The 22,438-nt window shown below is 35.4% G+C and carries 20 protein-coding genes; all 20 read left to right on the plus strand.

All coding sequences use genetic code 11. The features are described from left to right. Window positions 1–19: 19 nt before the first annotated feature. The 20 genes from ACM39_RS19455 (at window position 20) to ACM39_RS11585 (ending at window position 22,425) form a co-directional block, all read left to right on the plus strand. Entirely contained in the window at window positions 20–2,269 is a 2,250-nt protein-coding gene (locus ACM39_RS19455; protein ID WP_048511188.1) for a glycoside hydrolase family 19 protein, read from the plus strand. A 7-nt stretch (window positions 2,270–2,276) separates the two neighbouring features. Then, the gene (locus tag ACM39_RS11500; RefSeq protein ID WP_048511189.1) at window positions 2,277–3,230 is read left to right on the plus strand and encodes a hypothetical protein; all 954 of its coding nucleotides are present in this window, start codon (window positions 2,277–2,279) and stop codon (window positions 3,228–3,230) included. A gap of 23 nt (window positions 3,231–3,253) precedes the next feature. Further along, window positions 3,254–4,639 carry an SH3 domain-containing protein gene (locus tag ACM39_RS11505; RefSeq protein WP_082140576.1) on the plus strand — a complete coding sequence of 462 codons (1,386 nt, stop codon included), beginning with the start codon at window positions 3,254–3,256 and terminating at the stop codon, window positions 4,637–4,639. 11 nt (window positions 4,640–4,650) lie between these two features. Next, on the plus strand, window positions 4,651–5,637 hold the full coding sequence (locus tag ACM39_RS11510) for a LysM peptidoglycan-binding domain-containing protein (RefSeq protein ID WP_048511191.1): 987 nt from the start codon (window positions 4,651–4,653) through the stop codon (window positions 5,635–5,637). Between the two features lies 1 nt (window position 5,638). Continuing rightward, entirely contained in the window at window positions 5,639–6,142 is a 504-nt protein-coding gene (locus tag ACM39_RS11515) for a DUF4280 domain-containing protein (protein WP_048511192.1), read from the plus strand. A 179-nt stretch (window positions 6,143–6,321) separates the two neighbouring features. Then, on the plus strand, window positions 6,322–6,531 hold the full coding sequence (locus ACM39_RS19620) for a JAB-like toxin 1 domain-containing protein (RefSeq protein ID WP_410470248.1): 210 nt from the start codon (window positions 6,322–6,324) through the stop codon (window positions 6,529–6,531). 68 nt (window positions 6,532–6,599) lie between these two features. Continuing rightward, complete coding sequence (locus ACM39_RS19210; protein ID WP_165585115.1) at window positions 6,600–6,764, plus strand: hypothetical protein; 165 nt, start codon at window positions 6,600–6,602, stop codon at window positions 6,762–6,764. Window positions 6,765–6,847: 83 nt separating this feature from the next. Beyond that, window positions 6,848–7,924, plus strand: a complete 1,077-nt coding sequence (locus ACM39_RS11520; protein WP_131701449.1) for a hypothetical protein — start codon at window positions 6,848–6,850, stop codon at window positions 7,922–7,924. A 187-nt stretch (window positions 7,925–8,111) separates the two neighbouring features. Next, a complete protein-coding gene (locus ACM39_RS11525; RefSeq protein WP_048511194.1) occupies window positions 8,112–10,586 on the plus strand; it encodes an AAA family ATPase in 2,475 nt (824 codons plus the stop codon). A gap of 780 nt (window positions 10,587–11,366) precedes the next feature. Continuing rightward, window positions 11,367–12,014, plus strand: a complete 648-nt coding sequence (locus ACM39_RS11535) for an NlpC/P60 family protein (protein WP_048511195.1) — start codon at window positions 11,367–11,369, stop codon at window positions 12,012–12,014. Window positions 12,015–12,016: 2 nt separating this feature from the next. Then, window positions 12,017–12,952 (plus strand): type VI secretion system baseplate subunit TssG, encoded by a 936-nt coding sequence (locus ACM39_RS11540; protein WP_048511196.1) that lies wholly within the window; start codon window positions 12,017–12,019, stop codon window positions 12,950–12,952. Next, window positions 12,949–13,950 carry a TssN family type VI secretion system protein gene (locus tag ACM39_RS11545; RefSeq protein WP_048511197.1) on the plus strand — a complete coding sequence of 334 codons (1,002 nt, stop codon included), beginning with the start codon at window positions 12,949–12,951 and terminating at the stop codon, window positions 13,948–13,950. Before ACM39_RS11540 ends, ACM39_RS11545 begins: the two co-directional genes overlap by 4 nt. Before the next feature lie 10 nt (window positions 13,951–13,960). Then, entirely contained in the window at window positions 13,961–15,004 is a 1,044-nt protein-coding gene (locus tag ACM39_RS11550; protein ID WP_131701450.1) for a hypothetical protein, read from the plus strand. A gap of 29 nt (window positions 15,005–15,033) precedes the next feature. After that, complete coding sequence (locus tag ACM39_RS11555; RefSeq protein WP_048511199.1) at window positions 15,034–15,510, plus strand: DUF4280 domain-containing protein; 477 nt, start codon at window positions 15,034–15,036, stop codon at window positions 15,508–15,510. An 11-nt stretch (window positions 15,511–15,521) separates the two neighbouring features. Further along, window positions 15,522–17,885, plus strand: a complete 2,364-nt coding sequence (locus ACM39_RS11560) for a phospholipase effector Tle1 domain-containing protein (RefSeq protein ID WP_048511200.1) — start codon at window positions 15,522–15,524, stop codon at window positions 17,883–17,885. 64 nt (window positions 17,886–17,949) lie between these two features. Continuing rightward, window positions 17,950–18,939, plus strand: a complete 990-nt coding sequence (locus tag ACM39_RS11565; protein WP_048511201.1) for a DUF2931 family protein — start codon at window positions 17,950–17,952, stop codon at window positions 18,937–18,939. 117 nt (window positions 18,940–19,056) lie between these two features. After that, on the plus strand, window positions 19,057–20,046 hold the full coding sequence (locus ACM39_RS11570) for a DUF2931 family protein (protein WP_048511202.1): 990 nt from the start codon (window positions 19,057–19,059) through the stop codon (window positions 20,044–20,046). A 27-nt stretch (window positions 20,047–20,073) separates the two neighbouring features. Further along, window positions 20,074–21,228, plus strand: a complete 1,155-nt coding sequence (locus ACM39_RS11575; protein WP_048511203.1) for a hypothetical protein — start codon at window positions 20,074–20,076, stop codon at window positions 21,226–21,228. A 79-nt stretch (window positions 21,229–21,307) separates the two neighbouring features. After that, on the plus strand, window positions 21,308–21,820 hold the full coding sequence (gene tssO, locus ACM39_RS11580; protein WP_048511204.1) for a type VI secretion system TssO: 513 nt from the start codon (window positions 21,308–21,310) through the stop codon (window positions 21,818–21,820). A gap of 8 nt (window positions 21,821–21,828) precedes the next feature. Beyond that, window positions 21,829–22,425: a hypothetical protein gene (locus ACM39_RS11585; RefSeq protein WP_048511205.1), complete on the plus strand. Its 597-nt coding sequence runs from the start codon at window positions 21,829–21,831 to the stop codon at window positions 22,423–22,425. Window positions 22,426–22,438 lie beyond the last annotated feature (13 nt).

Here is a 22,438-nt window from a genome sequence, read left to right on the forward strand (position 1 = left end):
AGAAATCCAAAAAACACAAATGTCAAAACAAGGAGTATCAAAAGTATCGGGAAATATTTCGCCGGTTGTAGGTGAGAAGCAGGTATACCGCATAGCGGACTGGTATCCCGATACCCCCGCAAAAGACAGAAATCCGGCTAACGTAACTTGGGAATTGTTCAAAAAAAGGAGCAACGGAAATTTTACGACAACCAATATCAGAAAAAAAGGTGTTAGCGAATTTACCTTTGGAGAAACAGCTTGGAAACATACCTATCGTTTAGAAGCCTATTTGTACAATCCCGAAGGAGGCGGGCTTATCATCACACCTAAACCGAGTACCGTTCCGAAAATAAACAAAGTAGAACTCTATTATATAGATGATACCAAAGGCAAAACTTTCAGTTTTATGGAAAAGCTGAGAGCCAAAGCCTATTGCGTAAACCTTACGGGCAAAGAACTGCTATTTACTCTTTGGGAAGATGACGAAAAAGGGAGTGGACACAACGTCAAAAATATGGCGATAGACATCCAAAAAGCAAAAGTAGGCAAAAACGGTGTTGCAACAGTGGATTTTATGCTGACCAAAGCCTTGATGCAAAAAGCAATAAAAGGTGAAGCCGATGCCAAGCAATTGGAATTTTACGTAACTGTAGAATACTACAAAAACAAAAAACACGCCTCCGAAAATATAAATGTGGATAATCCTTTTCCTCAACAACAAGAAACAAAGAATCCAACACAGGAAAAACCTAAAACCACACCAAAAGCCAAAAACTCTCCTGCGGAGCAGAAACCAAAATCTAAGAAAGAGGAAAAAGGCATTATGGAACCCATCTCAAAAAAATGGGATGAGTTGTGGGATTGGGCAGAAAGTAAGGGAACAGCAACAGAAGATAAGCAACCTACTAAAAGCACTACTACAGGAAATAAACCTGTAGTAGTGGATATATCGGACGAAAAAAAAGATGAAAACCACAAATGCCCGAATTGTGAAAAGGATATAACAGCTGATGATTTAAAAACTATTTTTCCAAGTGCTGATATAACAAAACGCCAAAGTGTAGCCAATACATATAATAAGTATATGAAAGCTTTGCAGATGAATACTTGTTGGAACAAGGCACATTTTTTTGCTCAGGCAATGGTAGAAGGAGGTAAGTCATTAGAATTAAAAACTGGAGAAGGTATGAATTATGCTGTACAAGCCTTACCAGATAATTTTTCTGCATTCAGCACAACAGGAAAACGTTATGGTCCACCAAATGATTTAGCATTTAAGTATGGCAGGATTGATGAAAAAAATATTACGAATCTTAAAACCAAATATAATAAGCCGAATCTTCAATATCAAAGTGCAAATAAGGAGATGATAGCCAATACAGCCTATAGTAACAGAAAAGAATTGGGAAATAAAGGAGGAAGTGATGGTTGGAACTTTAGAGGAAGAGGATTGATACAAATAACAGGTAGAGAAATTTATACATTATGTAACTCATATACACAAAAATATGAGAATGTTGATGTCTTATCCAATCCTAATTTAGTTGGAGAACGCATAAATCTAGCTGTTTTCACATCAATGGTTTTCTTTTTATGGAAAAAAATAAATAAAATAGCTAACGGAACTAAAAATGTAAAGGGCAAAATATGTCCACTAGTAGGAAATAATGTAGATATAAAAAACAGTAAAGGAATAAAAATAACCTCAAATTGGGATGAGAAGCAAAAATGTTTTGATGAAGTGTCATCAATTGTTTTTAAAGTGGATGAATGTAAGTTGACAAAAAATAAAAATGATGGACTACCAAAAGATTCAAAGGTGGTAATTAAGTTTGGTGTAAATGCTGATAAATCTGTTGTAAGTGAAAAATCTTTAAATATTTTAAGAGAAGTAGGAGAACAAACTAAAAACTATTTAATAACTATTACAAGTACTGCAAGAGATCCTTATAATCAAGCCAGAGTAATGTATGATAATATTATTAAAAAAGGAATGAAGGAACAAAGAAATACATATAAAGAACCAGGACAAAAAGTATTGGATGTTTACGAAACTGCAAAATCAAAAGGGAAGGATAAGAATGGAATAATAAAAGAAATGGAAGCAAAAATAAAAGAAATAGGACCTTCAACAGTTTCAAGACATTGTGGCGATCCAAGTGTAGTGAATGTTTTTGATGTCACTCAAGGAATGAGTAATCCAAATGATTTTAAGAAAACCATAATTCCAAAAATTAAAACCCTTCTTGATGAAAACGGCTGTTATCATCTTGAAATAACTCAATAAATAAATTATGAAGAATATTTTAGTGATTATCTTATTTATTTGTGCTTGCCCATTAGCCTGCAAGAAATCTCCTGAAAAAACATCGTCAGCGAATGCAACATCAGATACTATTTTTTTAAGAGAGAAAGAAATTCTTTTTATTTCTCCAAGTGATAAGAATATTGAAAATCTTAAAAAGAAATGTGGAGACGATTTTTATACGATTGCTGATGATGCCAATAATTATTTTTCTCAAGCATCAACTTATTTGGACTCTCTGAAAATATCGTATAAAAATTATAATAATGATAAAATAATTGGATTTAAACAAAATAATAAATTTATAGAGATTCAAAAGTATAAAAATCCTTGGTATTCAATTTTTTACCAAAACGGAAAATACAAAGTATTAGATTTAATAGATTTCAGAGAAGAATATTCAAAGTTTTTTAATAATAAAAACAATACTAATTCTAATTTAAATTCAAAAAAAATTATAGATTCTATCGCCGGAAATAAATATTTTATAGTGAAAGAACAAAATTGCGATTTGAATCAAGATACATTGATAGATAAAATTGTTGTTTTAGGTAATAACAATGATATTGATCCACAAAATCCTGAAACTAGAATAGCTCCTATTTTAATTTTATTAAATAAGCAAAATAAAAAATATAAAATTTTAACAAACGAAGATATATATCCAAATGATTTCGGAGACGCTTTTAGAAGATTGGTTATTAAAAGTCCGTTTTTTACAATTGAATTATCAAATGAAGTTCCAGATAAATATACTTCAGATAAATACATTACATTCAAATTTAATGAAGAAGCAAAAGAAATTTTCCTTTATAAATATGGAGAGAATATAGATTGGAATGACGGGAAGAAAACTAATATTTTATGTTCAGAGAAAAATTTTGGGAAGATTCTATTTCAACAATTTAATTCTAATGAAATTCAGAATAAATGCTCTCACTAATCTAATATTAGATTAAACAAAAAATGACGCTCAATAAATGTATATATACTTTAATTATAATATTTAATATATCGTGTCAAGGTCAAGAGAGTAGAAATTCTAATATAGAAAAGATAGAAATGGAAATGTTTAGCAAAATTTTAAATAAATCACGATTTCAAAATTCTGAAGAAAATTTTGAAAATATTAATAAAGAGCTTTTAGGCATAAACACAAAAAATTTAGAAAAAGGTTATAATGAAATTAGACTATTTAATGAAACTACAGATTATCAGATATCTAAAGAAGGTAAGTACATAAAAATAGGAGATGATATTCTACCAGATATGGATAAAATTAAAGAGGAGGATTTAATTACTTATCCATATATGAAATCCGTCATTACTTTAAACAAGATTATATATCAAAATGATTTAGCTTCTATTTTAATGGCTACTCAAAAAGATATTGATTTATTAAGTGACATTGTTATTCTATTAAATTATGAAAAAAATGAAATTTTATTAAAAAAGATTGCCGACAACATAAAAGATTTGAAAGATTACTCAAATAATTTCATATTATCAATTGTTTTCTACAATAAAGACCATTTGATTAGAAAAAAATTATTACAATATTTATCAAAAAATCAAGAGATAATATCTCATATCTCCTTTTATTTGGTAGATAATAGAAAGCAAATTGTGACCGTAAATAAATTATTGGATAAAGACATTGATAGTGCAATGGGATTTCTTTTAAATCTTGGGCTTGAAGGTCGGTCAAATGATGATATATATACAGGAAATGATATGTCTTACGGACTTTTAAATAATATTTTTATCTCTTATCCAGATTTAATACAATCATTCGAAAGAAATAATTATTTTGGATATGAAGATTTAAGATATTTTACTAAAGTATTTCATACGGAACAAGAGCATCTTAATGATGATTCAGACACTGAAACATATACCATTCAAGATGCTGACGGCTACACCAATCTCCGCAAAGAAAAAAACGCACAATCAGGGATTTTGCAAAAGATAAAATCGGGAGAGCAGATAGAGGTTTTGGATAATACAGGCGATTGGTGGCAGATAAAAACAAAAGAAGGTAAAACAGGCTATGTTCACAAAAGCAGGGTAAAATCAGGTAACAATAATCATTCAACAACCTATAAATTATACGACCGCCCCGACTTCTCCAGTTTTTCCCGTGAGGTTATGGCAAAAGGAGAAGCAGAAATAGCTCACCACAGTTCCGGTTGGGATTTTGTAAAAATAGACGGAACAACAGGGTATTTGCCAATAGAAGAAAAAAGACAAGAATTGGAGAAAGAAGAGAAAAAGAAATTCAGTTTCCTTGCAGACGAAGAAGACATAAAACCCGAAAAGAAAAAAGGGTTTTGGGATAATTTGTTTGGGTAAAAAAAGTAAAAATGTCACTTTATATAAAAACGCATACTGTAGAAAAAGGAGAAACATTGGAGGATATTGTTTCAAGGTACAATATTCCCGATTTGGAAATGTTGCGGTATTTCCATAACCAAAATGTTCCGAAAAACAGTAATCATATTGGTTCTGTGGTTTTTGCAGGACAGGAGATTTTTATCCCTGAAAAACAAGATATAGAAAAGATTATTGCTGACAGGAAAATAAGAGTAACGGAATTTTTAGACAAAGAACAAGATAAACGGTTTAACCAAAATTTGAAGTTTCCCTTTATCAGCGGAAATTATAGCTATATCGCAACTCTGCAAGAAGAAGGAGATAATGAGGTTGATTCTTTCATTGTACAGATAGAATGGATAAAAACATTAGATGAATTGCATTATCTAAACATCACACAAGGCGAAATAAAGACCAATGAAGATATTCCCAACAGCATAGAATTATTGGCCTCCGAAATCAATAAAAACATTTATCCGATGTCGATTTTTGTTAATGAAAAAGGACTTATTCAAAAGGCTGATAAAATTCATTCACTCCGTCAGAATTGGAATATCAAAAAGCCCGATTTGTATGAATTTTTTCCAAAAGAGTTGGGAGCAGAAATGTTAACCAAAACAGGAGAAAAACTATCCAATTCCGAAGATTTAGGATTTATATTTAACCTTAATCCTTTATGGGCGTTGTTGTTTCGGGGAATAACAGGAAAATACGAAAACGGAAAATGCGAGAAAAAAATAAATTTCATTGATGGACATTCCCGATTTTCGGTTATCAATAGAATGATAAAAAAAGACACCGAAAGTCTGAAAAACACTTATGATATTGAGCAAAAGATATATGAAGAGGATACCCCCGAAGAAATAAAAGCAGAAGTTTTGTACAAGTTGGATATGAAAAATATCTTGCAATATGCAAAAATAAGCTTTTATGATATGCCTGAACATTTGAATTTAACCATTACAAAAACTCAATAATATGAGCCATAAATATTTAGTTTGTCAGGGAGCTACCTGTAGGTGCAATTTTGGGACGACACCGGATAAGCTGAAAGTGCTTACCCAAAGCAAGCATTATATCAATGACAGCGAAGGCAAAGAAAAGCTTACCGCAACGCACAAAGACATTGGCAAAACCTTTGAAAAAAATACCTTTGGCTCTTGTGCCAAGATGAACAACAATCCCTGTCAGGTGGTAGTGACGGAATGGAGCGGCTATTATGAAAATATAACACTGGCTTATAACAGAGGCGGAAAAGTGTTGTTGGAAGATAGCAAAGCGACCTGTCCTATTGGCGGAAAAGATTGTATTACGATTATCAAACACGGACAAACCGTAGAAATCAGCAAACAAAATCTCAAAAACACAAGTGCAGCAAAAATCCGCATTATGAACCCTTTGCTGGATTTAGATGAAATATTAGATGAATTAGACGAGCAGGAATTGGATGTTTATGATGACTACGAAACATATACGAAATAGATGCAAATGGCTATCTTATCAATATAAGTGCTGCAGAAAAAGATATTGTTTATGTTTCAAAAAATTTTGAAGGACAGTGACAAAACAGAAAATTAAAAGCAAGCAATGACGGAGGTGTAATAATTGGAGAAAGTGGCTTTGTTGAAAAAAACAGTAAGACATACAATGGTTATGATTATATAGATTTTGGTACAAATGAAGAAAAAGCGTTAGAATATTTTAAATACGGTGCTTCCAATACTGATGTAGAATTTAGTGTCAAAACAGAATCAGGCAACTCAATTTCGGGAACAAGTCATCGAACAAATTCAGTAACCACTCCAATATATGACCGAAAAATGGTAACCTTATTTGGGCATAGCCACCACAGACAAAAGCTTCCTCTATAGAACCATCAGGATTTAATGTAACAATTATTGATGACAGTAAAAATAAGATTATTGGAGAGCCAAAAGGGATGCAGGGAGGTGGAGATTTACAAAGTGCTAAAGAATATGCTAAAATTGGAAATAATATAGAACTATTTGTATATGCTCCAAACTATATGGGAGGTGCTAAAACAGTATTCTACAATAGTATACGAATAACATCTATGCATGACGGATTTAAACCAAAAAAATAATTAAGATGAAAAACATAATCCTTTTTGCATTTTCATTTTTTCTTATTCAATGCACCACAATTAGCAATAAAAAGAGTTGTGATTTGAGTGAAATTTTACATCAATTTATAAAAGATGAAAACATAGTAAAAAATGATAATGAAATTTTGATTTTAGGTATTCAAAAATATTTCTATGAACCGAACTATTATTTGGTATCAATAATGAATTTTGATAAAAGCCAATATTTAGGAAACCAACCCAATCTCCAATATTTGGGAACTTATGATTATGAGGGATTGGAGTTATCGATTATTTTACAACAAGGCATAAAATATTCTAATTTAGAATATTGCTTTAATAAAAAAAGTGAGAACTATTTTTACAATGAAAAATCTGAGGTTTCAGAATACGATCCTATAACTTGGAAATTTTATGTAGATGAAAAATTTAATTACGTAAAGCCATTTTACAATGGAAAAGACGAAATAGAAAAATTCCAAAGAATAAAAAATACAGTATACAGCAGAATAACCAAACTAACCCCTAAAAAAGAATTGTTTAAGAATGCTAATGATTTGATAAATCTTTATGCATTTATAGGTGAGAAAATTTCAGTTGAAGAATTTAATCCGAATATAAATAATGAAGTTAAGGAGAAAGTAATTGATGAAGAAACCAAAGATTCAGTAACTGTTGTCAGAAGAAATTTTGTTATGGACAGGGCTTTTCGATGTAAATATAAAGTGATAAAAAATATTTTCAATAATCTGCCAAATGATACGGTTGAGTTTTTAGCATATGACCATTATGGAAAACCTTATTTTTCAGAAAGAGATTCTGTCATTCTTTATATCTCAAAAAGTAAAAATGATGACCATTATTTTCATCAAAAATATCAATATGATGAAGTATTCAGAGATGAGGCAGGAAATTATTTTAGTTATTTAAAATTCAGAAATAAAGAAAATGTTGAGTATACGGCAAAAAATATAAAAGGCTTCAAAACAAATTTCAGAAATGAAAAATTTAATTTAAAAAATTTAAATACCAATGTTAGAAAAATATATTATCCAAGAGGTTTTTATAAAATCAAAAACAATTTTGCAACCCCAATCAAAGGAATTTATTTGGATGAATTAATAAATTATAGATTGCAAACAACTTTTAAAAATTTATAAAAACTGTGCCCATTTATAAAAAGAGGAAGTTTACTGGAGTTTAAATAGACTATAAACATCAAGGATTAACAAAAATAATATACAAATGCCAGTGCAGCCAAAATACGCATTATGAATCCCTTGTTGGATTTAGATGAAATATTAAATGAATTAGGCGAACAGGAATTTTAATCAAAACAAACCAAATATGAATCAAGAAGAAGTTACCTACAGCCAGGAGGTTACCAAGGCACTTAATATTGCGCAGAAAATAGGGCGGGAGAATCTGAATGCCTGTTACACTGGAGCTCATTTATTAAAAGCAATGCTTACGAGGGATCTATCCCTGTTAAAGCAGTTGGAAACGATGGGAGTCGATGTATTTTATCTGGAAGAATGGGCCGAAGTAAGGATAGAAGAACAGCCAAAGTCTCCAAACAGGTATTCCTGTGAGCCGGATGAAATTATAGATGAGATTTTTGCAGAAGCAGACTCAGTTCGGGAATTATTGGCTGAAGAGGAAATATCCTTATTTGCTGTAATGGTTGCCGTCAGCTCACCGGGAGTGGCATTTAATTTTGATCAGATGAAAACCTTTCCTGTCTCAAGAAATGAATTGTTAAAGGATGTATCTTCATTTGGGGGATCTCAAGAAATGTTAACAGCAGGAGAATTTCCAAAGAAGACAAGCAAAGGATTTTTACAGAAATATGGTATCAACAAAAAGGAATATGTAAAAAAGAAAAACAGGAAGGAACTTTTAGTGGGCAGGGATACGGAAATCAATAAAATTACGGAAATCCTCTGCCGCTTCAGTAAGCAGAATGTTTTGATAATTGGAGATCATGGTGTAGGTAAAACAGCTTTAATAGAAGGTTTTGTACAAAAGGTCCTGTTGAAGCAGATTCCTGATATTCTTTCGGGGCTGGAAATTTTCGAGTTGGATATGGGAGCATTGATAGCAGGTGCTTCCTATAAAGGTGAAATTGAAGATCGTATTAAAAATATTGCTCAAGAGTTAAAAGCTATTCCCAAATCAGTTCTTATCATAGAAGAATTTCATTCTCTGTTTGGCAGCTACGGTTCAGATTCCGGGATTGTTAATCTATTGAAAAGTGAACTTTCTAATGGTTTGACTCTTATTGTAACTTCTACCATAGAAGAATACACCAAAAAAATAGAAAAAGAACAGGGATTAGCAGGAATGTTTGAACTTTTAAAACTGGAAGAAACAAGCGATGAAATGCATTTAAGGATGCTCAAGCAAACATTAGAAGATTATCAGGCCCACCATAAAATCAGTATTGATGATCAAACGATGAAGGAAGCAATTCGTCTTTCCCAGCGATATATGAAGGAGAAGAGCCTGCCCGCTTCTGCGATTGATCTGATAGATCATACTATGTCTGTGTTAAAAACTGTGGGCGAATCTTTTTTAAAAGAAAGAAATCATTTGATAACTAAAATTATTCATCTGGAAGATAATACCGATAATTATACAGAGACAGACAGGAAGCTGCACGCTGACTGGTTTTTAAAAGACCTGATCGAAAAAACCAAATACCTTATCAGTACGGCCGATACCCGGGAAGAAGAAAAAGAGCTCCCAAAATTTGAAAATGCTGATGAAATTCTGAAATTTTCAAGAGAACTGATTGAGAAAACAGAAAAAATAGCGCAAGAAAAAAGAACACATATTACAGAATTCGATTTAGGTTTAATTATTTCTCAAAAAACTAACATCCCAATAGGAAAACTCAAAGAAGAAGAGAAACAAAAACTTAACGATATGGAAGGGGTTCTTGCGCGTAGGGTGATAGGGCAGGATCATGCGATTACCATTGTTTCGGAAGCGGTATTGGAAACCCGTTCGGGATTGAGCAAAGCAGGGCAGCCCATCGGTTCTTTTTTCTTTTTAGGGCCGACAGGAACCGGAAAGACCGAACTGGCAAAATCATTGGCTGAATTTCTATTTCAGGATGAAAATGCTATTATCCGTTTTGATATGTCCGAATTTAAAGAGGAGCATTCCGCTGCTTTATTATATGGCGCGCCTCCCGGATATGTCGGTTACGAAGAAGGAGGGTTGCTGGTAAACAAAATAAGACAAAAACCTTACTCTATTGTATTGTTTGATGAAATTGAAAAAGCGCATGCTTCGGTTTTCGACGTGTTCTTACAGATAATGGATGAAGGGAAACTCCACGACAGGCTTGGTAAAGAAGGCGATTTTTCTAATGCTATCATTCTCTTTACTTCCAATATCGGTTCTGAATTCATTGTTGAGTCTTTCGGAAAAGGAGAAATCCCTCCATCTTCCAGACTGTTGGAAATGATGAGCCGTTTCTTCCGCCCGGAATTCTTGGGACGACTTACGGAAACCATCCCGTTTGCCCCAATTAGTAAAGACAATGCGCTGAAAATATTTGAGATCCACCTGAAAAAAGAATTATTGGATTTGGCTAAAAATCTGAATATTGATTTACTAATCAATCAGGAAGCTAAAGAATATCTTTCCAACGAAGGATATGATATCAAATACGGAGCAAGACCGCTGAAAGGAGTAATCAGAGGAAAGCTGAGACGCCCGCTCGCTAAAAAAATTGTTGCCGGAGAATTTAAGGAAGGTGATAAAATAGAAGTTTCATTATTAAATGAAGAAATTGTTTGGAAGAAAATCTAGCAAATAAATTTCATCTTACAGATTTGCACAAATTGATGCAGAAGAACTTGCTGAATACAATTTTGATTTTTTTTTCTCAGCTGAACAGAATTTTAGAAAAACGGAACCTTTATTTAGCTGTAAAAACAACTAATGATTATGAAATAACAAATAACATTTTTATAAACCACGAAAAGATAAACCTTTATCCTAAACAAGACTTGAAAAGTGAGAAATTTTGGAAAACTGCTCCAAAAAATTTCTTTAGAAAAATCAATGAAATTCTAAAATCCAATAATTCAGACGAAAAGTTTTATTTGCTGTATGGCGGAAATGATTTATCTGCTTTACTGTTAACTGAAAAACAATTTCAAATTATTAGAGAATATTATAAAAATTAACCGAAAGAGATTTCATATTTAGCGTAAAAGGGAGTTACAGTATTTTATAAAATAAAAGAAAGAGTGTTTTCATAGAACGTTTTTGTTATATTTTGTTGCAAATACTTTTTCTGCTGTCGTTAATAAGCTAAAATCAAACAATCATAATAATAGAAATGACAGGGAATATTGTATTTTCAAAATTTTAATAAAAAACAAATATTGTTCAATAAAATTGATATGATTGATTAAAAACAATTATTTGCTGCTATAATAATCTATTATTTGTTAGTTATTTTTATTGTTGTTGCTTCAATGTTTCGGTAGATATTTTGATTTATTTTTAATTTTTAGGATAAAATTTTATTTTAAGGTGATATTTTATCTTAAAAATTTATATATTTGTTAAAAACACAACCTAATGAAACCAAATAAACTATTTTACATAGTCGGTCACTCGATATTATGTATCGTTATGCTTTCATGTGGTGGAAATAAGTATATCAGAGAAATTCCCTATCATTATTCTTCAGATGTATTTTCCAAAACAACCCTGCTAAAAAAAGAAGAGACTGCTTCCAATTATTCCGTTGTGGATGATAATCCTCAGGGATTAAATGATGATACTTTGAAAATAAAAGAGAAGTATTCCATTATTATGGAAGTGATGCCTAAAGAAGTAAGGGATTACAAACTCTACTCCTATATCGATGAGTGGCTCGGTACTCCTTATAAAAAGCAGATGCTTGAAAAACAGGTAGGGGTTGAAACCTCCTATTTCGTACAGGCACTTTTCAGTGATGTCTATGGAGAGACATTTTCTAAAACTCCTGACGGAATATTCCGTTCCAAGGCATTGCAGTTATTTACAGGAAGAGCTTTTTTAAAAGAAGGTGATATTTTGTTTTTCAGGTATGATAAATTCCATCCCATTTCAGATGTAGGGATCTATCTTCATAATGACCGAATCTTGGCATGTACAGCGAAGGGGCTTAATATCTATAATTTTAACGATGAATACTTTCAGCTGCGTTATGTGGCAGCAGGAAGGCTGAAAGATAAAAAATAGTGATGGATCATTTGGAACATATCGCCGGACTTATCAACTCTCTGAAACATGACATCAGGGCAGAAGTCATCATCAATGATTTGTTGGAGCATAAGGATGTGGAAGACAGGCAATATATAATCAGGAAAGAAGGACAATTTTCCAGGACCTACCGTTTTGATGTGCTGGAAACACAGGTTGTTGATTATGATTATGATAGCATCCAGATGTTGGCTGTCAGCCTTTCTCGTGACAGTATATATGATATGCTTCCGGAAGGTGTTTCGCATATTGTAAAAAATGAAGCTCCGGGAAAGGAAGTTGATACTATGATAAAAGAATATAAGGGACGAAAAAAACAGCAAAAAGCTGCGCGTACGTTTTTTCAACCTTTTGAAAACGAACTCTTTCGGTATGGGGTGCAAACAGAAAGATTCGAGAATGGCTTTTTGTCAGAGCTCAATAGCAGCAGAGTACCCGATATGTTTTATGACTTTTGGAATATCAGCCAGGATTTTCCGCCATTGCTGATTTCCAAGTTTATAAGATTACTGCCCTTTGCCTATAAAATTGTGGGAGATATTTCCCTTACTGCTTATATCCTTTCGGAATTACTGGAAGAAAAAGTAAGTGTGAGTGATAGAGCGTACCAGCAGTATGCTGATGAAAGCCAGGGCATCAAACTGGGAGAAATCCGTTTGGGGTTGGATTCCATTACCGGAACCCGTTATGATGATTATTCAAAACATTTGGATATTAGGATTGGCCCTTTACAAAAATCTTCCTTTACGGATTTTATCCATGAAGGGAAAAAAAGAAAATTTGTAGATATGTTTTATGAGCATTTCTTCCCGATAGAGGTGGAAATTAAAACGATTATCTTACTTCCTGACGATCAAGAAAAATTTGAATTTACTCCTTCAACTGATACTGTTTTAGGGTATAATACCAGCATATGAGCAAGATTAAGAAATATTTTACCAACTTATTTGATCCGCAGCTGCTGGTCATTGTTCTTATCGTGATTGCGATATGCATTATTCTCACGATGATTTTTTCGCAAAAGACATCCGAATTCAAGCAAAAGTATAGATCAAAATTCTACATTTACCTGTTCTCGTTTGCTTTTGTTTATGCGATTATTGCCTTATTGGGATATAACAAGCTCTTTTCGGATAACAATCTGTACGAATTCATTTTTTATCAGATATGTTCTCTTATAATAGGTATTGTACACTGTTATGTGTACAGGGCATACTTTGAGAAATTTGATTCGAAGAAACCAAAAAATGAATACCTTTTTGCCTTATTGTCGTTTTGCTATGCTTCCGTTCCGTTTATGCTAATCTATACCTTTTTGAACGGAAGTGCTCTTGTATATCTGATGCTTGGTCATTTTATTATATTTTTTATTCCGACTTTCCTGAACGATACCTTTAACAGAGCGATGGCAATACCTCCGAAAGTTTATGTAACGTGGCAATTTCCGGAGAATTATAAAGAATCAATCGGTCTGAGTGATGAGGAATGGCGTGATATGGTGGTTCTTACCTATGTAATGGACAGGGATAAAGAAGCTACCAAATACAGCTACTATAGGGCAAAAGGACCGACAAGAATTGATTTCGGACGGCTGTTCTACAATTTTGTAGTTGACTATAACCAAAGGCATCCCGGAAAAGAAATTCAGATCGAGGACGAGAACGGGCTTTTCAAGTGGGTATTCTTCCTGCAGCCCAAATGGTATGAGTCCACCAAGTATATTGACCCGGGACTTACCCTTAATATGAACGGGATAGAAGAAAACAGTGTGGTCTTTTGTATGAGGACAGAGCAGATACTTGATGAAAATAAGAAAGACCGCAAAGCGGATTTTGAATATGACAAAGAAAAAGACAATAAGAAAACAAAAGAATCTCAAAAAAAATCACAAGACCAGCAAGAATCTATAAGTTAGAACGATGCAAATGACAGAAAAATATAAAACCTGCAAAATAACTCCCGGAAAAGTCCGGTTAAAAGAACTTGCCACGCATTTCGGTTTGCTGCCCGAAGAGCTCCGGTGGTTTCATAATCGTTTTTGCCCGATAGAGGATTTGATAGACCCTGATATACAGTCACACATAGAGATTATCTATGTTCCCATTCCGGGTATGGAAACAGGATATTATGCTACTACGAATAGAAAGAAACCGCTTTATGAGAAAATAAACACCTTAAATGTTCCGAGATCTTTTGAAAAAAGATATGGCATCAAACAAACTGTGCAGGAAAATGGTGCAGAAAAACTAAAAATACATTATGAAACGGAGATTGAGAAAACCGGCAGAGATAATCTTTTCATTACCCGAAGGCCATTGTATATCAATAATAAACGTCCGGATATGGCAGTGGAGCAGATAGCAGATGAGGTAGGCGGTGTGTTTTATCCTTTACAATTAGAATTGTATGAAAATGCCAAGCTGAAGCATATTGCTAATTTCCCAGAGATCCAGCAGAGGTGGAAAACCAAAAAGAACCAGCTCACTGCCCATTACAAAGGAGAGATAATAGAAGAAAAGGTAAAGGATCTGGACAGGCAGATGGAGTATCGCGGAAAAACACAACGTGGAATCTTGGATAGCTGGTTTTTTACACTCTATTTTTTTCCGCTGTACGAGCAATTTAGTGATGAAAAAACGTACACTTTCCAGGCGTCACTTCCTGTTTTACCGAAAAAAAACAGGGTTTTGTTTGAGATCATTCTAAGTTTAAATGAAGGCATTTCCGATACCCAAAAATTCGTTATCACGGCAAAAGGAAAATGCATAGATCCGAGAAATACAGATGAAATAGAAAACGGAAAAGCGATGCATGATCCCGAAACCGAAGAAGAGAAAGCTGAAGGAAATTTTAATTTCACCTATAAGCTCAATGCTAAAGACAACAGTATATATACTATTTGTGGAGAGACAGATTTAAAATTAAGAAAAACCCACCGGAAAATTTCTTTTGAATGTTATGAACAGTAATAGCTAAGAACGTAAAAAAACACAATGTTATGAGTGAAAAACATTTAGTTTGCCAAGGCGCAACCTGCCGATGCAATTTCGGAACAACACCGGACAAGCTCAAGGTACTTACCCAAAGCAAACGCTACATCAACGACAGAGATGCCAAAGAAAAACTGATGGCCACGCACAAGGATATCGGAAAGACCTTTGAGAAGAACACTTTCGGCTCCTGTGCCAAGATGAACAACAACCCCTGCCAGGCCGTGGTTACGGAATGGAGTGGCTATTATGAGAAAATAACATTGGAAGATAACAAGGGCAAAGCCCTGCTGGAGGACAGCAAGGCCACATGTCCCATTGGAGGCAAAGACTGTATCACGATTATAGACCACGGGCAGATCTGCGAAGTGACATCTCAAAATATGAAGAATGCCAATCCGGAGGTGATGGCGGAGCTGTGCCCGTTCTTTGACTTTTTGGAGGAGGAAGATGATCCTTATGACGATTCTTACGTAGCTTTATAAAAACACATACCATGAAAATATTAGGAGACATCCGCCCCATCAGCAATCAGAGTTATACCTACACTATGGTTACAGACGCTGGCGCACCGGTAAAGGTGAACCAATGGCTGGTATATCTTAGAGACAGGGTGCTTGCGGAAAATAGTACGGGCATTTTTAAATTCGGTATCAATACAGCAGGGACCAGCCTGAAGCTGGTAGCAAGGGTAAGGGATTCCAAGACCGATAAGCTGGCAGATTTCCATATCAATATACAACCTTTGGCAGGGAAGCCCAAAATCCTTGACCTTTATTGGCAAGATATCAATGGCGACAAGATACAGGGCAGGGAGGTCGCCTATCTGGACAAGGTGACGCTGGTGGTAAAGACCCAGAACATCCCCCAGGGCGATACCCTGAAAATTACCATCTACGAAGATGAGTATGAGGACGGCCACGGCGACAGCTCCCGCAATATGGGAGAATACACAACATCTGCCGTTAACAGAAATGGTACGGCATATCTATATTTCAACAATATGCAGCTTTACCAGAAGAAGCTGAATAAGATGGACTATGTGGATGAGGGTGTTCACGAGTTTTATGCCAAAGTCTACTACTATTATGATAAGATAAACGAAATAAAAGACAATATACAGCTAAAGGTAAGGAACACCTTGCAGCAGATGGTGCAGCCCTATTCCGGCAATAAGCCCGTAGTGGTAGGCAAGGTAGACAGCATTGAAAAAGAAAAAAAGGAATCGCTGAACTTTACCTTTGGTGTTTTCATAGACGGTACGCTGAACAATATGTACAATACCGAGATGAAGCAGAAGGCTATAGATGGAAAAGAACCGATTGATCCAACAGGGCTCAATAGAAAAATCGAGCCTTACAAGTTTGAAGAAATCTATAAAAAATACGGAGATGAGAAATACAGCGAAAGCAGCTATGAGAACGACCTCTCCAATCCTGCCATTCTTTTTAAGAATTATACAGCAGATTTCGAAACAGTTTTTAAAATATATACCGAGGGCATAGGTACTCACAGTGCTCCGAAAGAGCAAGGAGGAACAATGCAAATTGAGGATTTTAAAGCTGATGATGACATGGAAGGGCCAGCCTTCGGTATGGGAAATGCCGGGATAAAGGACAAGGTAAAGAAGAGCATTATTGATGTTATAAAAGCAATAGAGCCGCAAGTAAATAAAGGGAAACACTATATAGATACCATTACCTTCGATGTTTTCGGATTCAGCCGTGGGGCGGCGGCTGCAAGGCATTTTGTACATGTGGTCACCCATCCTCCTTATAATCCCAAAGTAGAGTATAATAGAGAGGGGGGAGTTTCAGTTTGGGATATGCAAGGGCATGCAGTTCCTGCGACTTATGCCAGGATTTCTATGCCTCATTTTGGAGTTCTTGGGCAGATGTTACAGGATCGGGGGCTTTTAGACACACAGACCAAGGTCAAGGTACGTTTCGTAGGCATCTATGACACCGTACCACATCACGGGTTGAGCCAGTCCAATGATATCAAAGATCTCGGATTGGATGATGTGAACAAGGCGGGCTATGTGGTTCATATGGTGGCTGCCGATGAATACCGTGCCTATTTTGACCTTGTTGATATCTCATCCGTAGCCAAAACATCTCCAACAAGTGGTAAGAAAGGGGGAATAGAACTTACCTATCCTGGTGTGCATTGCGATGTGGGAGGAGCTTACTCAGAAGGTGAGGGCAATCGTCCGTACAGGATCAATGTATCTAAAAGCAAGGAAGATCTGGAAGCAGAGAAGAAAGAGTTTGTGAAACAAGGTTGGTTTCTGGAAAATGAGCTTTCTGTACAAGAATATGCCTATGCAGCATTACACAAAGTTCTTCAAAACATAAAACTCGCTGACCTATACAGGCTAGAAGGATATAAGAAGAAGGTAAGCAATCAATACAGTTATATTCCGCTTCATATTATGGCGCAGTTCTGTACCATGAAGAATGCTCCTATAGATAAAGGTGCTTTACGAGAGTTTAAAAATTTCAAAGACAACTGGATTACTGGTAATGTGGAATTTTTGAAAAGGATCAAGGTCACATTGTGGAATTATAGTTTCAATGAGGGTAAGCCCATGAGGTTTGTAGAACCGGGGATATATAAAGAACCTCCCGTGGTTTCCTCTCCGGAAAATGCATGGCTGGCGAAGCTGGAATGGGAGAAACGGCGGGCAGAAGGACAGCGAAGGCTGGATGCCGTGAATGATGATATTAGATTCCTGCGCTACCATTATCTCCATTGGAACGCTACGTATGGAGATCCACATAATAAATGGACCACCTGGCTGTCCGGCAAGAATCATCCCAATATGGTAAATGGTAAAAGGAAACGAAATGTACACTAGACTGAAAATAATTTTTGTCTGTCTCTCAATCTTTTGGTTACAGGCATGCAGCAAACAGAAAAAAATGGATAAACAAGAAAAAACAGAATATGGTTACAATGTGACCGTTACTGCCCCCAAAGAATATCCTGTGGAAGTCCATGATGGCTGGCTGCTGGACAGTAAAAAAGAATTTATCTGTGCCATGCCGAGAGCAGGTAAAACTACGGGGAGTTGGCAATATGATGGTGCAAAGGCCGGACAAGGCGGAAGCATGATTCCCTATCACCTGAACCTGACCTATGTGGCGTATGCAGAGAAGAAGTTCTACACAGTAGATGCAGAACTACCTGCGGACAAGATTCTGGAAGCGTTCAAAAAAGGTTTTATGGTACAGGGAAATACATTGCAGGAAAATGGTCTGTATGATTTGGTACATGGTACCTATGAAATTCTTACTATAGGAGCAGCTCCCGGAGGTGTTATCGTGGTTTGGCTATCGGGAAATCATAACCGTGTGGAGATTTGCAGATTGCAGGCAAAAGAAGTTTTTGTTGATAGAAATGATTTCTATGATAACCCCCATGCGAGAACTCAACAAGGATTCTTTGATACGATGTTTGAAATTGCTGTTCCTAAAGATGCACAGAAAAGCATCAAAGAAAAAGGCATTCCTTATGGATTATGGGACAAGTACAGAGAGAGGTTCAAGTATCGTTTTGTCCTTAAGCCGTATGATGAGAAAGATGTGATACTTACCAATGATATCAGGTATTATAACGGAGAACACAGGTTCTATCTCCAGCCGGAAGAAATCGCAAAGGGAGATTATACAGAAGCTGCAATTCCTTATAGTACAGAACCTATGTTCAAGATTTACAACACAGAAATTATTTTCAACGATGAGGAGATGTTAAAGGTATTCGGAGATTTCAAGAAGTCTGATCCGGACAAGCCATTGGACATCATCATCAAACCAACCTTCGAGTACGAGGATTTCAAGCTTTCTGTAAAATGTGGGGACAAGGAGGTTCCGCTTACAAAGTATAAAGTTAAAGGAGTCTGGGGCGGATAGGCAAGAATCATCCCAATCTGGTAAAAGGTAAAAGGAAACGAAATGTACACTAGACTGAAAATAATTTTTGCCTGTCTCTCAATCTTTTGGTTACAGGCCTGCAGCAAACAGAAAAAAATGGAGAAACAAGAACAAACAACGTATGGTTACAGTGTAACAGTCAACGCCCCCAAAGAATATCCTATAGAGGTACATGAGGGCTGGCTGCTGGACAGTAAAAAAGAATTCATCTGTGCCATGCCAAGAGCAGGAAAAGAAGGTGATGGATGGATATATGATGGCTCCGAGGCTGGACAAGGAGGAGAAGTTATTCCTTACCATCTGAATCTTACCTATGTGGCCTATGCAGAGAAGAAGTTCTATACGGTAGATGCAGACCTCCCTGCGGACAAGATTTTGGAAGCGTTCAAAAAAGGATTTTTGGTACAAGGGAATACTTTGCAGGAAAACGGTCTGTACAATCTGGTGCCGGGAACCTATGATATCCTTACCATAGGGGCAGCCCCCGGAGGAGTTATCGTAGTTTGGCTATCGGGGAACCATAACCGCGTGGAGATTTGCAGATTGCAGGCGAAAGAGGTTTTTGTTGATAAAAATGATTTTATCCCTAATCCTGATCCTAGTGAGTCCCAGCAACAATTTTTTGATATTGGTTTTAAATATGCGGTTCTCGACAGCATACAAACAATAATAAAAGAAAAAGGCATTCCTTATGGATTATGGGACAAGTACCGTGAGAAGTTCAAGTATCGTTTTGTTCTTAGGCCTTATGATGAGAAAGATATTGTTACGGGGTTTTATCTTATAAACTACAACGGAGAATCCAGATTTGTCCCCCACGATTCGGTAGCGGCGGCACAATATGAAGAATCTGCCATTCCTTATGATGCAAGCATATATTTTAAATTATACAGCACAGAAATTATTTTCAACGATGAGGAGATGTTAAAGGTCTTCGGAGATTTCAAAAAGTCTGATCCGGACAAGCCATTGGACATCATCATCAAGCCAACCTTCGAGTACGAGGATTTCAAGCTTTCTGTAAAATGTGGGGACAAGGAGGTTCCGCTTACAAAGTATAAAGTTAAAGGAGTCTGGGGCGGGTAATTAATTAAAATTAATAAATATAAACAAATGATAGAAAAATTAAGCCATTTTCCCGTGAACTGGATAGACGGGATGAAGATCAATAAAACCCATTTTACTGCTGTGCAGAATTATGTTAATGATTCTGTACGGGATGCTGTAGGTGTCCATACCTCGATGATCGATTATGGTCTCCTTCCGGTACAGGACCCTGTCAAGATCAATCTGATCATTGACAATCATAAGCTGTTAAGAATAAAAGTAGAAGAATGCCACGCTATAACACCCAACGGTTCCAGGATTGAAATTGGAGCATCAGAAAGTCTGAGTCTTTCCATCCCTTATCCGGAAACTGCCAGGGAACTAAAGGAAAATGAAAATGCAGTTTTACTGGCGTGTATTTCTGTTAATCCCTTTAAAAGAATGCCATGCGGAGAGCCCGATCCTGAGGAAAATCCACCGAGATACCCTTATACCCTCCCTGAATATGCCCTTACCCTGATTCCGGAAGATGAACTGAAAAATACTGTTGGATTTGGAACAAATTACCTGACAATCGGGAAAATACTGGTCAATTCGGGGGAATCGAGAATTGATGAAAACTATATTCCTCCTTCTATGAGTGTGTCAAGTCACAAAAAACTTCAGGAGCTTTATACAGAAATAGATAAATTTTATGGGCAGATCGAACTGTATGCTACCCAGATATCACAAAAGATATATGGCAAAAAGCAAAGTAGTGCCCTGGCATTAATGATGGAGCTGATGGCGGATAAGACACTGAATTATTTAGGAATGGAAATCAACAGATTCCGATGGATGTCCCCGCATACGCCACCTGCCGGAATGTTAGTATCAGTAGTAGCTTTGGCAAGGGTGATAAAGAATTTTATTGATGCCCGGTCCGGAGCAGGAAAAGAGGAGCTGTTAAATTATTTTTCGGAATGGTGTAATATAAGCCAGGGAGATTTCGAGATTGTCTTTTCTGAAACCATCAATACCGATTACAATCATAACCAGATGGATGTGGTTATTGCTAAAATCAAAAAATTTATGAAGACATTGGAGGACCTGTATTCTATATTGAGCAGGCTGGATTATATAGGCAAGAAACGGGATGGAAGTATTTTCGTTTCAGAAAATACCGACGAAAGGGACGCTGTTATTCATGCTAAAAGAAGCAGGACTTTTCTGGCAGATTAGTCTTAAAAGTTATAAGCAGTAGGTATAGCCGGCGCTTTAACAAAATCAAAATCTAAAAATTATAATTTAAAATGTATGTATGGAAGTTTTAAATAAAAGTCAACGGAGGAGTGCTTATTGGTTTTTTGTGCTTTTTTTCTTAATCACAGTTACGGTTTTGGTGACGGCTGTTTTTTTTAATGCTTATTTTCCGTTTAAGGAGAATAGCTTGCTGAAAACGGAAAACGCAAAAATGAAAAAAGAAATGGAAACCCAGAGCAAATTCTCCTTTCAGTTGGAAAAAGTTAAAGTTGCAGTAGATTCAATTGGTATGCCGAGACAGAATGACTTTTTCAATGAAAAGCTGGCACTTTCCATTTTGGCAGATATGTACAAGCAGCTTCCGAAGGATACCCTAAAGAATAAAAACATGTATAATAATATCATCATGACCTATAAAGATTTGATCGATACCAAAAAGCAGGTAAAGCAGCTTTCAGGGAATCAGGTATTAATGGATAGCTTAAGTACCATCAATAAGACATTGAAAGAAGAATATGATAAAATGAAGATTGATCTGAATGTCTGCAAACAATTGTACCAGGCACAATAAGAAATGTTATGAAATTGCAGAAAAACATATTCTTTTGTTTACTGTTTATTGCAGTATTTGGGTATGCTCAGGAAAAAACAGCTGATTCTGCGGAATTTGCTCATTTTGACTGTGGAATTACCCAGACAAAACAAAAACTGGACAAATATTTTTTCGCCAGTACTCCGCCTGTTGAGCTTAGGGTAAATAATAAAGAATTGACGTATACTACTTTTCAGCTGGGGAAGAGAAAAAATAAGCTGTATTTGTATCTGAGAATTTTGGAGGATAATGTTTGCATCAAAAAAGACAAAAATGTAGATGTTTATTTTAAATCGGGCGAAGTTATTACTTTCAAAAACGAATATCCATTGAATTGTGATGCTTTCTTTGCTAAACAATTAAAGAAAAAAGAAATTCAGAAAATGAGAGAAAATGAGATTACTCTGATTAAAATTTATACTTACAAAAAGAATTACGAAATGTATGTCAACGAAGTACAGAATCAGGATATTTACCATTATATTGATTGTTTATCGGGATATAAGATTAAAAAATCTGATGAAGTGAAAGTAAAAAAAGACAATAAAAGGGAAAAAAGAGAAGAGCCCAATATTATCAACTAACAACCTTAATTAC

The sequence above is a fragment of the Chryseobacterium sp. FH2 genome, from assembly GCF_001045455.1.
Taxonomy (GTDB): Bacteria; Bacteroidota; Bacteroidia; order Flavobacteriales; family Weeksellaceae; genus Chryseobacterium.

Bases quoted from the DNA above. Each gene is read 5' to 3' on its own strand.
- ACM39_RS19455 (WP_048511188.1), top strand. From the start codon at position 20: ATGTCAAAACAAGGAGTATCAAAAGTATCGGGAAATATTTCGCCGGTT.
- ACM39_RS11500 (WP_048511189.1), top strand. From the start codon at position 2,277: ATGAAGAATATTTTAGTGATTATCTTATTTATTTGTGCTTGCCCATTA.
- ACM39_RS11505 (WP_082140576.1), top strand. From the start codon at position 3,254: ATGACGCTCAATAAATGTATATATACTTTAATTATAATATTTAATATA.
- ACM39_RS11510 (WP_048511191.1), top strand. From the start codon at position 4,651: ATGTCACTTTATATAAAAACGCATACTGTAGAAAAAGGAGAAACATTG.
- ACM39_RS11515 (WP_048511192.1), top strand. From the start codon at position 5,639: ATGAGCCATAAATATTTAGTTTGTCAGGGAGCTACCTGTAGGTGCAAT.
- ACM39_RS19210 (WP_165585115.1), top strand. From the start codon at position 6,600: ATGCAGGGAGGTGGAGATTTACAAAGTGCTAAAGAATATGCTAAAATT.
- ACM39_RS11525 (WP_048511194.1), top strand. From the start codon at position 8,112: ATGAATCAAGAAGAAGTTACCTACAGCCAGGAGGTTACCAAGGCACTT.
- ACM39_RS11535 (WP_048511195.1), top strand. From the start codon at position 11,367: ATGAAACCAAATAAACTATTTTACATAGTCGGTCACTCGATATTATGT.
- ACM39_RS11540 (WP_048511196.1), top strand. From the start codon at position 12,017: ATGGATCATTTGGAACATATCGCCGGACTTATCAACTCTCTGAAACAT.
- ACM39_RS11545 (WP_048511197.1), top strand. From the start codon at position 12,949: ATGAGCAAGATTAAGAAATATTTTACCAACTTATTTGATCCGCAGCTG.
- ACM39_RS11550 (WP_131701450.1), top strand. From the start codon at position 13,961: ATGACAGAAAAATATAAAACCTGCAAAATAACTCCCGGAAAAGTCCGG.
- ACM39_RS11555 (WP_048511199.1), top strand. From the start codon at position 15,034: ATGAGTGAAAAACATTTAGTTTGCCAAGGCGCAACCTGCCGATGCAAT.
- ACM39_RS11560 (WP_048511200.1), top strand. From the start codon at position 15,522: ATGAAAATATTAGGAGACATCCGCCCCATCAGCAATCAGAGTTATACC.
- ACM39_RS11565 (WP_048511201.1), top strand. From the start codon at position 17,950: ATGGATAAACAAGAAAAAACAGAATATGGTTACAATGTGACCGTTACT.
- ACM39_RS11570 (WP_048511202.1), top strand. From the start codon at position 19,057: ATGGAGAAACAAGAACAAACAACGTATGGTTACAGTGTAACAGTCAAC.
- ACM39_RS11575 (WP_048511203.1), top strand. From the start codon at position 20,074: ATGATAGAAAAATTAAGCCATTTTCCCGTGAACTGGATAGACGGGATG.
- tssO (WP_048511204.1), top strand. From the start codon at position 21,308: ATGGAAGTTTTAAATAAAAGTCAACGGAGGAGTGCTTATTGGTTTTTT.
- ACM39_RS11585 (WP_048511205.1), top strand. From the start codon at position 21,829: ATGAAATTGCAGAAAAACATATTCTTTTGTTTACTGTTTATTGCAGTA.